At 34.0% G+C, this 12,848-nt stretch carries 12 protein-coding genes; 8 read left to right on the top strand and 4 right to left on the bottom strand.

What is annotated here, in order from left to right; all coding sequences use genetic code 11:
* Positions 1 to 154: 154 nt before the first annotated feature.
* The 6 genes from AC3E9W_RS16480 (at position 155) to AC3E9W_RS16455 (ending at position 6,971) form a co-directional block, all read left to right on the top strand.
* Positions 155 to 1,009 carry a CvfB family protein gene (locus AC3E9W_RS16480; protein ID WP_488769185.1) on the top strand — a complete coding sequence of 285 codons (855 nt, stop codon included), beginning with the start codon at positions 155 to 157 and terminating at the stop codon, positions 1,007 to 1,009.
* Between the two features lie 791 nt (positions 1,010 to 1,800).
* Positions 1,801 to 2,634, top strand: a complete 834-nt coding sequence (locus tag AC3E9W_RS16475) for a 1,4-dihydroxy-2-naphthoyl-CoA synthase (protein ID WP_012024845.1) — start codon at positions 1,801 to 1,803, stop codon at positions 2,632 to 2,634.
* A gap of 101 nt (positions 2,635 to 2,735) precedes the next feature.
* Positions 2,736 to 3,698 carry a 1,4-dihydroxy-2-naphthoate octaprenyltransferase gene (gene menA, locus AC3E9W_RS16470; RefSeq protein ID WP_488769184.1) on the top strand — a complete coding sequence of 321 codons (963 nt, stop codon included), beginning with the start codon at positions 2,736 to 2,738 and terminating at the stop codon, positions 3,696 to 3,698.
* A gap of 30 nt (positions 3,699 to 3,728) precedes the next feature.
* Complete coding sequence (locus AC3E9W_RS16465; RefSeq protein WP_488769183.1) at positions 3,729 to 4,406, top strand: metal-dependent hydrolase; 678 nt, start codon at positions 3,729 to 3,731, stop codon at positions 4,404 to 4,406.
* Between the two features lie 223 nt (positions 4,407 to 4,629).
* Positions 4,630 to 5,856, top strand: a complete 1,227-nt coding sequence (locus tag AC3E9W_RS16460; RefSeq protein ID WP_488769182.1) for a tetratricopeptide repeat protein — start codon at positions 4,630 to 4,632, stop codon at positions 5,854 to 5,856.
* A gap of 80 nt (positions 5,857 to 5,936) precedes the next feature.
* Complete coding sequence (locus AC3E9W_RS16455) at positions 5,937 to 6,971, top strand: o-succinylbenzoate synthase (RefSeq protein WP_488769181.1); 1,035 nt, start codon at positions 5,937 to 5,939, stop codon at positions 6,969 to 6,971.
* Between the two features lie 237 nt (positions 6,972 to 7,208).
* Here the strand turns inward: AC3E9W_RS16455 and AC3E9W_RS16450 are convergent, their stop codons facing one another.
* Both AC3E9W_RS16450 and AC3E9W_RS16445 read right to left on the bottom strand, forming a co-directional pair.
* Positions 7,209 to 7,754, bottom strand: a complete 546-nt coding sequence (locus AC3E9W_RS16450; RefSeq protein WP_488769180.1) for a hypothetical protein — start codon at positions 7,752 to 7,754, stop codon at positions 7,209 to 7,211.
* Between the two features lie 21 nt (positions 7,755 to 7,775).
* The gene (locus AC3E9W_RS16445; RefSeq protein ID WP_488769179.1) at positions 7,776 to 8,684 is read right to left on the bottom strand and encodes an OmpA family protein; all 909 of its coding nucleotides are present in this window, start codon (positions 8,682 to 8,684) and stop codon (positions 7,776 to 7,778) included.
* A gap of 221 nt (positions 8,685 to 8,905) precedes the next feature.
* Between AC3E9W_RS16445 and AC3E9W_RS16440 the strand changes: the two genes are divergently transcribed.
* Both AC3E9W_RS16440 and AC3E9W_RS16435 read left to right on the top strand, forming a co-directional pair.
* The gene (locus AC3E9W_RS16440; protein WP_456892753.1) at positions 8,906 to 9,379 is read left to right on the top strand and encodes a CYTH domain-containing protein; all 474 of its coding nucleotides are present in this window, start codon (positions 8,906 to 8,908) and stop codon (positions 9,377 to 9,379) included.
* Between the two features lies 1 nt (position 9,380).
* A complete protein-coding gene (locus tag AC3E9W_RS16435) occupies positions 9,381 to 10,349 on the top strand; it encodes a YpdA family putative bacillithiol disulfide reductase (RefSeq protein ID WP_488769177.1) in 969 nt (322 codons plus the stop codon).
* A 201-nt stretch (positions 10,350 to 10,550) separates the two neighbouring features.
* Here AC3E9W_RS16435 and AC3E9W_RS16430 read toward each other — a convergent pair whose 3' ends face one another.
* Together AC3E9W_RS16430 and msrA are read right to left on the bottom strand one after the other, a co-directional pair.
* Positions 10,551 to 12,119 (bottom strand): protein adenylyltransferase SelO, encoded by a 1,569-nt coding sequence (locus tag AC3E9W_RS16430; protein ID WP_488769175.1) that lies wholly within the window; start codon positions 12,117 to 12,119, stop codon positions 10,551 to 10,553.
* 114 nt (positions 12,120 to 12,233) lie between these two features.
* On the bottom strand, positions 12,234 to 12,767 hold the full coding sequence (gene msrA, locus AC3E9W_RS16425) for a peptide-methionine (S)-S-oxide reductase MsrA (protein WP_488769174.1): 534 nt from the start codon (positions 12,765 to 12,767) through the stop codon (positions 12,234 to 12,236).
* Between the last annotated feature and the right edge of the window lie 81 nt (positions 12,768 to 12,848).

The following is a 12,848-nucleotide window of genomic DNA, read 5'->3' as shown; positions in this document are numbered from 1 at the left end:
CAAAATCCCTTTATGGCGCTTATGCATAAAGGGATTTTCTAATTTATTAAGAATAAATGGCGTTTTGTTACAATTAATTTCTTTGTGCCACGCCAAACTTCGTACCTTTGCACCTTAAAAACTTAGCGGTTATACTGCTTAGAAAAATATTAAGATGCTAGAAATAGGAAAATACAATACTCTAATTATATTACGTGATACCAAAGTTGGTTTGTTTTTAGGAGATCCTGAAAATGATCCTGATGGAATTCACGATGTTTTACTTCCAAACAAATACGTTCCAAAAGTATTTGAAATTGGCGAAGAATTAATCGTTTTTGTTTACTTAGATCACGAACAACGACCAGTTGCAACCACTTTGGTTCCGTATATTTTATTGAATGAATTTGCTCTTTTACGAGTGAATTACATCAATAATGTGGGCGCTTTTATGGATTGGGGAATGGAAAAAGACATTTTGGTTCCGTTCAAAGAACAGGCGCGTCCGATGGAAAAAGGAAAACGTTACTTGGTTTATTTGTACTTAGATAAACAAACAAATCGTTTAGTGGCTTCAAGTAAAACCAATCAGTTTTTGAGCAACGATAATCTAACGGTTGAAAAAGGCGAAGAAGTGGATTTAATTGTTTCTCATATTACCGACATGGGAATTAATGTTATCATAAACGAGCAGCACAAAGGACTTTTATATAAAGATGAAGTTTATGACGATGCCATAAGAACTGGCGACAGAATGCGCGGTTACATTAAAACCATTCGTCCTGACAATAAAATTGATGTAGCACTTCAGGCTCAAGGTTTTGAAAGCATTGAACCAAATGCTGAGAAAATTTTAAGCGAATTAAGAGCCAGCAGAGGCTTCCTTCGTTTAAACGATGATTCTCATCCTGAGGATATTAAAACCGTTTTGAAAATGAGTAAAAAGTCATTCAAAAAAGCGATTGGCTCTTTATACAAAGAAAAACTAATCGAAATAAAAGAAGACGGAATTTATCTGGTAAAGGAATAAAATTCCAATAAAAAAATTCCAAATTCCAATTCTAAAAGTAACAATTGGAATTTGGATTTTAAAATTTGAAATTTATTTTGCGTTAGCAAAATCATTATAACACAAAAGGCTGCCCATTACGAGCAGCCTTTCGCTTTTTATTCAGTTTTAAAAAAAATTGTAATTAAAAAAAAACAGAAATAAAATAATTCGAATCCATCTCAGAACAATAGCTTTATAAATTTTAGAAATTATCCCATTGATGGTATGTCTTTTAAACAATTGATGCACCTATCTTAAAAGCAAAAAAATAATTTCACGGCTCATCCATTGGTTTATAAATAACTTTTAGAAAGTGTGAATTAGTACTTTTTCCTCTTTTTCGTTATCATTCCTATACTAATTATATAACAATTCTAACATTTAACCTTAGGTGTTACTTTTTTCTTTTTGAAGTTTCGACAAACACATAAATCATTTGTTCTTTTAATTGAGGTTTGTTACTTAAAACCCTAAAAAAATGAGCGACAAATTTTTTAAATTTTCTCAAAAAAATCATTTTTTAGGTTAATAAATCAGTGAAAGAAAATCAATCTGAAATCTTTGAAATGTTTTGTATCTCATTGATTTCTAGGGTGTAAAATTAAATATTATTTTTCTAAACTAATGTTAAAAAATGTTATTTTTTGTAAGTAAATACCAATTGTTAACATTGCAGGCCAAATTAGTAAAGACTTAAGGCAGATTAAGTAGGTAAAGTAGTAAAAATGCTTTATTTTTACCGTATAATTATTTTAAACAAAAAAATCAAAATGGATTGGATTACAGCCAGAGAATTTGAAGATATAACTTACAAAAAATGCAATGGAGTAGCGAGAATAGCTTTTAATAGACCAAATGTTAGAAATGCATTCCGTCCTAAAACTACTTCAGAATTATACCAAGCTTTTTACGATGCACAAGAAGACACTTCAATTGGAGTGGTTTTACTTTCTGCTGAAGGTCCTTCTACAAAAGACGGGGTTTATTCTTTCTGCAGCGGTGGAGATCAAAATGCACGCGGACATCAAGGATATGTTGGTGACGACGGACAGCACCGTTTGAATATTTTAGAAGTACAGCGTTTAATTCGTTTTATGCCTAAAGTGGTTATTGCAGTTGTTCCAGGCTGGGCTGTAGGTGGCGGACATAGTTTGCACGTAGTTTGCGATATGACGCTTGCCAGTAAAGAACACGCTATTTTTAAACAGACAGATGCAGACGTAACAAGCTTTGACGGTGGTTACGGTTCGGCATATTTGGCTAAAATGGTAGGACAGAAAAAAGCGCGTGAAATTTTCTTTTTAGGTAGAAATTATTCTGCACAAGAAGCTTTTGAAATGGGAATGGTAAATGCTGTAATTCCGCATGACGAATTAGAAGCTACTGCTTACGAGTGGGCACAGGAAATTCTTCAAAAATCGCCAACTTCTATAAAAATGCTGAAATTTGCCATGAATTTAACTGACGACGGAATGGTCGGACAGCAAGTTTTTGCAGGAGAAGCAACTCGTTTAGCTTATATGACCGAAGAAGCAAAAGAAGGAAGAAATGCTTTCTTAGAAAAAAGAAAACCAAACTTCGGTGAAAATAAGTGGCTTCCTTAAATATTTTAGAGTTCAGATTTAAGATTTTAGATTTTCCGAATCTAATCTTTAATCAGAAGAATCTAAAATTTAAATTCTAAAATCTAAAATAATAAACAAGAATGAAACATTGGATTGAAGCCGCAAGACTGCGCACCTTACCTTTATCAGTTTCCGGAATTATAGTTGGAAGTATTTATGCTTTGTCAAATCCAACAGAAACCATCAATACGCCGACTGAAGTATTTAGCTGGAAGGTTTTTGGTTTTGCCTTATTGACAACATTAGGATTACAGGTTTTATCCAATTTTGCAAACGATTATGGCGATGGAGTAAAAGGTACTGATAATGCAGATCGAGTGGGGCCGCAGCGCGCTATTCAAAGTGGAGTTATTACACCACAAGCAATGAAAAAAGCGATCATTATTACTTCATTATTGACTTTATTGTCTGCCATTATATTAATTTATTTTGCCTTCGGAAAAGACAATTTCGGGTATTCTATTTTTTTCTTATTGCTAGGAATTGCAGCTATTGTTTCAGCAATTCGTTACACCGTTGGTAATTCTGCTTACGGATATAGAGGCTTTGGAGATTTATTCGTCTTCGTTTTCTTCGGATTAGTAAGTACGTTGGGCGTTAACTTTTTATATGCAAAAGAAGTTGATCCGCTTTTAATTCTTCCAGCTGTTGCAATCGGATTATTGAGCGTTGGGGTTTTAAACCTAAACAATATGCGTGATCAGGAATCGGATAGAAAATCTGGAAAAAATACAATTGTAGTACAGATTGGAGCTCAAAAAGCTAAAAACTATCACTTTTTCCTAATTATTACAGCAATGGTTTCGGTAGTAGTATTTGCTATTTTAAGCGATTACAACTTTGACCAATACTTGTTTTTATTGGCTTATATTCCATTGACAAAACATTTAATCACAGTTTACCAAAATCAAGATCCTAAATTATTAGATCCAGAATTGAAAAAACTGGCATTAAGCACATTCTTGCTTTCTATATTGCTTACAGTATGTATGATTTCGCTAATTTCAGACATTATTGTAAACCTCTTTTTAGGAGGAAGATAAAAACAAACGTTTAACATAAAAGTTGACAAAATGAAAATTACATATTACGGACATGCTTCATTAGCTATTGAAGTAGGAGGAAAAAATATTATTGTAGATCCATTTATTACAGGAAATCCGCTAGCTGCAGCGATCAGCCTTGAAAGATTAAAAGCAGATTACATTTTATTAACGCATGCGCACGGTGACCACGTTTTGGATGTTGAAGCGATTGCTAAAAATACAAATGCAGTTATTGTTTCTAATGCTGAAATTGCGAGTTATTACGCGAAAAAAGGATTCAATTCTCACCCGATGAATCATGGCGGAAGCTGGAAATTTGATTTCGGAAATGTAAAATATGTAAACGCAATTCACTCAAGCAGTTTTCCTGATGGCTCGTACGGAGGAAACCCTGGAGGTTTTGTTATTGAGGGCGAGCATAAAAACATCTACATTGCCGGAGATACAGCATTGACGTTTGATATGAAGCTGATTCCACTTCGTACAAAATTAGATTTAGTAATTCTTCCAATCGGAAACAACTTCACAATGGATGTTGAAGATGCCATTATCGCTTCTGACTTTGTAGAATGCGACAAAGTGCTAGGATACCATTACGATACTTTCGGTTATATCGAGATTAATCACGAAGATGCAATCCGTAAATTTTTCGATAAAGGAAAAGATTTGATGCTTTTACCAATCGGAGAATCTATAGAACTATAATATTTATTCTAAGATAAGTCTAAATTGTCATCCTGAGCGGAGTCGAAGGACTATACTCCCGATTTAGAAAAACAAGGCTTTTTAGCCGTAGTTTTTGTTAATCGGGAGATACTGCCTCTATCGGGGCTAGGGCACTCGATTTCATAAGAAAGTTATTTGGCATAATCTATGTTAATTGAATTTTGAGTTTTAAAAGTAAAAATCATTTTAATCTGTAAGATCCGTGGCACTTAAAGCATCATCACGAAATGTAACTTTCAAAATAATTTTATCCTTACTTATTACAGTTTCCTTTAATGCCTTTGCTCAAAAAGAAGGCTATTGGGACAAAGAGCGAGCGACAACCAAAGAAATTATGGTTCCTGCCCGCGATAGAATTTCTATACCAACAGAAGATTTACCCGTTGGAACTACAGAAATTGTATATCGAATTACACTTTTAGATAAAAATCAAGAAATGGCCAATAGTCTGGTCTCTTTATTAAAAGCGATTCCAGACCCGACGGGGGTAAGCCAAGGTTCTGCAGGAGCTGTTTTCCTGATGTCTAAAATCTCTGGTGATGATGAATGTACGTATTCGATTTTTACATCAAATGAAAATGCTAAAAAATACGTTGCAGATGGTAAAATTGACAAAGCGTGTTATTCTCAGGCAGAACCAGTCAGTAAAGATGCTAAACGTTTGTCTGTCAATAAATCTTCCTGTTTAAAAGAAAACATTAGTACTATTTGGTTTGGTTTCGAGAGTAAAAACTGGCTATTGAGTCAGAAAGTAGTTTTGGAAGTCGTGCCTTGGGTAGATACAAAATTAAACCGAGGATGGAACCAAGACAATAAAAACGAAATTATCAGTTTGTGCAAAACTTCTACAATGGCACAAAAAATGGCCAATTCAGATGATTTCTGCGTTTGTATTTTGAATAAAATCATGAAACAATATCGCTATGATGAGTTTCAAAAATTATTGGCTGTAGAAAAAACAAAAGTGTATAAAGACTTCGGAAACAGCTGTTACAAAGACGCAGACATTTCTAAAAATGTATTTAACGATTTAAGAACGCAAGCCGCATCTTTAATTAAAACTCAAAAATACAACGAAGCAATTCCGAAATTGAATACGATTGTAAACGAAGGCAAAGCAACAGCTCTAGATTACAGTTCGTTAGGATATTGCTACATACTTACCAAACAATATGCAAAAGCCTTAAAAGTGCTTCAAGAAGGCGAAAAAATAGATGATACAGAATTATTAGTAAAATTAAATCTGGCTCATACATATTTAGTTAGTGACAATTATAGTGCAGCCAAAGCCATCTATAAAAAATACCAAACTCAAAATGTAACAGACAGTTTAAGCTGGATTGCTAAAACAAAACTTGATTTTCAGGTTTTTGAAAAAGCTGGTTTACCATCAAAAGATTTTGAAAAAATCTTAAAATTATATAATTAAATTTCTCAGATACAAGTGCTTTAATAATCTATCTAAAACTTAGCACCTCAGAACCTTAGTAGCTTAGCTCCTTCAAAAAAATGATCGCATCTTATCAAAAATATTTACTAGAATTCAAACGCCCTTCTGGAACTTCTAGAGGAATTATGACCGAAAAAGAAACCTGGTTTATAATTCTCGAAGAAAATGGAAAAAAAGGAATAGGCGAGTGCGGAATATTACGTGGCTTAAGCGCAGATGATCGTCCAGATTATGAAGAAAAACTAAAATGGGCTTGCGATAACATTCATTTAGGAGAAACAGCACTTTGGAATGCCTTTTTAGAATTTCCATCCATACAATTCGGAATAGAAATGGCTTTTCTATCACTAAAAAGTGAGAATCCCTATGTTTTGTTTCCGTCTGATTTTACCCGAAATTCAAGTTCAATTGCCATTAATGGTTTAGTTTGGATGGGAGAAGCAGCTTTTATGAAGGAGCAAATAGAAGAGAAATTGGCTGATGGTTTTAACTGCATAAAACTTAAAATTGGAGCGATTGATTTTGCTAAAGAATTAGAACTGTTGCAATTTATAAGAAGCCATTTTTCGCCAGAAGAAATAGAAATCAGAGTTGATGCGAATGGGGCTTTTTCTTCAACAGAAGCTTTAGATAAATTAAATCAATTAAAACAATTTCAACTTCATAGTATAGAACAGCCAATAAAAAAAGGTCAAGTGGTTGAAATGGCAGAATTATGCAGACAAACTCCATTTCCGATTGCTTTAGATGAAGAACTTATTGGCGTATTTTCGTTAGAAGAAAAAGAGCAACTGTTGCAAGACATTAAACCGCAATACATCATATTAAAACCAAGTTTTATTGGTGGTTTCCGCGGTACGCAAGAATGGATCACATTAGCAGAAAAATATAATATTGGCTGGTGGATTACTTCAGCATTAGAAAGCAATATCGGACTAAATGCTATTGCACAGTGGACATTTACCTTAAATTCGGATATGCCACAAGGTTTAGGAACAGGAGCATTATATACGAATAATATAGATTGTCCTCTTGAAGTAAAAAAAGGCCAGCTTTGGTATAATGCTTCAAAAGATTGGAAATCTTTCTTTTGAAAGTGACAAAGTAACAAAGTAACAAAGTGGCAAAGAAACAAAGATTTAGAATATAAAAACTCTGCACCTTTGTCACTTTGCCACTTTGTATCAGTCTTAGAAACTTAGTATCTCAGGAGCTTAGAAGCTAACGAGGTTGAAGAAACAAAGATCTAGAATATAAAAACTCTGCATCTTTGCCACTTTGTATCTTTCTTAGCATCTCAGAACCTTAGCATCTTAGAAGCTTAAAAAAAATCACTCTTTCCCTCCTAAAAGACTTTCTTGCCAATCTTTTAATTCTTTCCATTTTCCTTGATAAGCCATTAACGCTTGTCTCGCCCAAGTACTAGGATTATGGATGGCATAATTTTCACCTCCAGCATCTAAAATAGATTGCAATTTTTCTGTAGAAGCCTCGGAAAGCTCATACCATGTTTTAATTCCAGCTTCATTAAACAAAGCTTCTATTTTTGGTCCGATTCCTTCTACTATTTTTAAATCATTTTCTTTTATTTTTCTTCCTAGCGCACTTGTAGCCAATTCACTGTCAAAAAGAAAAACAGGAGCGGCTGTAGACGCAAAAGATTGAGCTGATGCATTAACTTTTGCAGCAAGATCTGCTTCTAAAGTAGCAATTCTAGCATTTAAGTTTTTAGTGTTAGCTCTGCAGGCATCCAAATCTGCTTGAAGTGAAGCTGTTAGTGAATCATCATTTTTTGAGTTCATTTTCCCTAGTAAGTAGCCTAAAATTCCACAGATTAGCCCCACTAGTATTGGTATTAAAATACAAGGTATATTCATGATTATATGTTTTGAAATTAATTATTTAATTGTAATGACAGTTCTTCTGTTAGAAGCTTTACCCTCTTCAGTTTGATTATCTCCAATAGGTTCATCTGGACCTTTAGACATGGTCTCAATTCTTTCTGCACTAATTCCGTTTTTAGAGAGATAATTTTTAGAAAACTCAGCTCTTTTTTGCGCCAAAACGATATTAGAATCCCGATTTCCAACATTATCTGAATGCCCCACAGCCACAACAGTGGCGTCTTTTACATGCTCAGCATATTTAGCAATATCAGCAACTTTCTTTTTATCGGCGTCACTTAATGTTTGGCGTGACTGATTAGTATTAAAGTGCAGAATTAACGGATCAGCATTTATTTTCTCTTTTAGCGAGCTCCATTCATCAGTTGTCGTCGAAGTGGAATCTATGGTTTCGAAGGCATAATCTGCTGGCCCGATTAGTGTATCTGCACTCATTTTCCACTTATCTATTATTTCGCCTTTTGTCGTAAATTGATTTTCAGCCAAGCCATTCGATACAAAATAATTCATAACGTCATTTGCCCTAGCAAGACCTAGATTTTCAAAAGAAGTAGAATTGGTTTCGTCAGATGTTGCATAACCAGTTATGGTTATTTTCTGTTTCGGATTCGACGCTAAAAAGGCTTTTAGCTTTTCGATTCCAGTTGTTACAGAATCACTTACAGGCACTATAAGTTTAGCGCTGTTTTTAAGGAATTTCAAATTATCGCTGGTACGATATTCAATACCTTGACCATTTAATACAAACGGAACATCAGGCTCTTCGACAGTAGTAGAAACTGTTTTTGGAGTATCATCCGTTACTGTTTTTTCGCAGCAGTTGCAGCAGAATTTTTGGTACAAAAAGGTGCCTAAAATAATGGTTATTGCAATGCCTAATAGATAGAGTGTTTTTTTAGACATAATTTAGGTTTTAATTCCATCAAATTTAGCAAAAAAAAGAAAAGCTAATTATTTAATAATCAGATTATTGAAAATTTATTATTTTCATATCATTTTAAAAAGTAAGATTAGGATTACTTTTTAAATTAACACTTTAGCTAGCAAATAGATTTAAATTATGATAAACTTTTAAATCGCTAAATTGACTAACTTGCAGTAAATTTCAAATAAAGAAAGAAAAAATGGTCGAAATTGAAAGAAAATTTTTGGTAAAATCAGAAGAATTCAAGAATCTGGCATTTACTCAAAACAAGATCGCTCAAGGATATTTGAGTTCTGCACCTGAGCGTACGGTTAGAGTCAGAATCAAAGGGCATAAAGGCTATTTAACTATAAAAGGAATAAGCCATAGCGGCGGTATGTCCCGTTTTGAGTGGGAAAATGAAATTCCGCTTGATGAAGCGCAAGAACTTTTAAAATTATGCGAAAAAGGCAAAATTGAAAAAACGCGTTACGAAGTGAAATCTGGAAATCATGTAATTGAAGTTGATGAATTTTACGGTGAAAACGAAGGTTTGGTAATGGCTGAAATAGAATTAAATTCTGAAGATGAAGTCTTTGAAAAACCGGATTGGCTTGGCGAAGAAGTAACGAACGATGAAAGATATTACAATGCTTATTTAAGCAAAAATCCTTATAAAGACTGGCAAAAATAAAATGACAGAATCTAAATATGACCTTATTATTGTAGGTGGCGGACCAATTGGCCTTGCCTGTGCAATAGAAGCCGAAAAGAAAAAATTAAACTATTTGATTATAGAAAAAGGAGCGATCGTTAATAGTATTTTTAACTATCCATTATATATGACCTTTTTTTCTACCGCAGAAAGATTAGAAATAGGCGAAATTCCGTTTAACTGTTTGGCACCAAAACCTGGACGTCAGGAAGCTTTGGAATATTATCGAAATATCCATCGTTATTTTAAATTCAATATTAATCTGTTTGAAAAAGTTCTTGATGTTCAGAAGAATAATAGAATTTTCAAAATCAAAACTGATAAACAAAATTACGAATCTAAGAATGTCGTTATTGCCACGGGCTTTTATGATATTCCGATTGAAATGAATGTTTTAGGCGAAAATCTTCCAAAAGTTCGCCATTATTACAAAGAAGCTCACGAGTATGCTTTTAGAAAAGTTTTGGTTGTGGGAGCCAATAATTCTTCTGTAGATGCAGCTTTAGAATGTTGGAGAAAAGGAGCAGAAGTAACAATGGTGATTCGTAAAAATGAAATTAACAGCCGTGTAAAATACTGGGTAAAACCAGATATCGAAAATAGAATTGCTGAAGGAAGCATTAAAGCTTATTTTGAATCGAATATTACTGAAATTCGAGAAAATGAAGTAGAAATTCAGACCCCAAACGGTAAAATTACAATCGAAAATGATTTTGTTTTAGCTTTGACTGGCTATAAACCAGATTTGAATTTTCTTGAAAACATTGGAATTCAGCTTTCTGAAGATGAATTAAAAATTCCAGTTTATAATCCTGAAACTATGGAAACCAATGTTGAAGGTTTATTTCTTGCCGGTGTCGTTTGCGGCGGCATGCAGACGCATAAATGGTTTATCGAAAATTCTAGAATCCATGCCACTATGATTGTAGATCGTATTACGGCTAAATAGTTTATTTGCTACGAATTATGGCAATCTATATGTTTTTTATAGCCACAAATTACACAAATTTCCGCTAATTTTTTTTAAAAGATTGCTAAAATAAATTTGTGCTAATTTGTGCAATTCGTGGCAAAAAAAACTTAAGAATTATGATGCTACCGCGCACTTTTTAATTGGCGGAATTCGTGTAATTCGTGGCAAACAAAAAACTTAAGAACTACAAGACAGCATAGAACATCCTACTTTGGTTCGTGCCCAATCGGGACGTTTGGCAAACCATTTTTCAGATTCAGGCTGCTCGTCGTATGGATTTTTTAAAAGTTGAAATAATTCATCTACTAAAGTATAATCTTCTTTATCTGCGGCATCAATGGCTAATTGTGCCATATAATTTCGCAGTACATATTTTGGGTTTATTTTATTCATTTTTTCCGAACGCTCTTCATCAGATAAAGATTCAGTATTTAATCTTTTCAAATAAACCGTAAACCACTTTTGCCAAGCCTCGAGAATATTTTCTTTTATTTCTTCAGGGATGTAAAATGCATTTTCAATTTTTTCGAATGCTTGTTCTAAAGAATCTTCTTTTTTGATCGGACTTAAATTTCTAAAAAATATAGTCATATCAGTTTCCGACAACTTCAAAATTTCTTCTAAACCTTTAATGATTTTATCGTCAGCTTCGCTTGAAGTAAATAATCCTAATTTACTTAAAAACATGGTTTTATAATCATATTCAAATTCTGTAATAAATGAATCTAGGATTTTTTCTAAAGGCGCAGCCTCATTAATCAGGGGATAAAGCGCATTGGCCAATTGAAACAGATTCCATTGTGCCACCTGAGGCTGATTTCCGAAACGATATCTTCTGTTTTGGCTGTCAGTTGTATTAGGTGTCCAATCTGGATCATAGTTTTCCAGCCAACCGTACGGGCCATAATCAATCGTGATTCCATGAATCGACATATTATCGGTATTCATTACGCCGTGAACAAATCCGACGCGCTGCCAGTGCAGAATCATTTCGCGAGTTGTATCGGCAACTTTTTGAAAGAATTGTAAATATTGTTCTTTTGGCTCGCCTTTTATTTCAGGAAAATAGTGCTGAATGGTAAATTCTACAAACTGTTTCAGGTTTTTTAGCTCATTTCTAGCTGTTAGCATTTCGTAACTTCCAAAACGAATAAACGAAGGGGCAACACGACAGACCACGGCTCCCTTTTCATAAGCGGGATTTCCGTTATACAAAATATCTCTCAAAACTTGATCTCCAGAAAGAGCAAGCGAAAGTGATCGAGTAGTGGGAACACCTAGATAATGCATGGCTTCTGCGCACAAATATTCTCGTATAGATGAACGCAAAACAGCCAAACCGTCTGCAGTTCTAGAGTATGGAGTTTTACCAGCTCCTTTTAATTGCAGTGTGTAAAACTGCCCATTATTTTCAACTTCCGTTAAATTAATCGCACGTCCGTCTCCCAATTGTCCCGCCCAGTTTCCAAACTGATGTCCCGCATAACACATAGCATACGGCTGTGTCTCTGGAAGAATTTCTTTTCCAGTAACAACATTCAAAAATTCTTCTGACTGAATTTCATCTTTAGAAATCCCAACCAATTCAGCCACTTCTTCAGAAACGTGAATCAATTTCGGATTGGAAGGTTTTGTTGGATTTACATATGAAAACAGCGTATTCTTAACCTGACGAACTTCGTTTGTGAAGTCTGGATCTGCTGGTAATTCGAAAGTAAAACGATTTTTTATTTTTAGATTTTTCATTTTTTTTAGTTTTCTAGTGGCTAGTCCTTAGTCCTTAGACTTTAGCCCATCATTTGTTAGATTTTCTTGGTGCTTGCTTAGCTATTTTTTCGTAAAAGATGAAAATACTAAGTATTATTTCACCAATTTATCGGCATACATTTTTTTTAGTTTTTGAATTTTTGGATCGATTACAAGTTGGCAATATTGTGCGTCTTGATTTTCATTATAATAATTTTGATGGTCTTCTTCGGCTTTGTAAAAAACTTCAAAAGCTTTTAATTCCGTTACAATTGGATCTGGATAGGCAGGCTGCACTTCTTCAAATACTTTTTCTGCTATTTCTTTTTGTTCCTCATCATGATAGAGAACAATAGAACGATATTGTGTTCCGCTGTCAGCGCCTTGACGATTTAAAGTTGTCGGATCATGACTTGTCATAAAGATAAAAATTAAGTCATGATATGAAATTATGTCAGGGTTAAAAGCTACTTGAATCACTTCGGCATGTCCTGTTCTTCCTGTGCGCACTTCGCGATATGGTGGATTCTTTATAAATCCGCCAGCAAATCCCGATTGTATTGATTCTACACCTTTTAAACGCTGAATTACCGCTTCTATACACCAAAAACATCCGCCGCCAAAGGTAGCTATTGATATGTTCTTCATAAATAATGCTTTCTTTTACTTTACAATGCCTATTAATTCGATAGGATATTATGATAATTTATTAAAAAAAAGTTCTTTTAA

This window comes from Flavobacterium sp. 38, from assembly GCF_057799715.1.
Note: the sequence above shows the minus strand (reverse complement) of the source record. Positions and strands in the feature narration are given on the sequence as shown.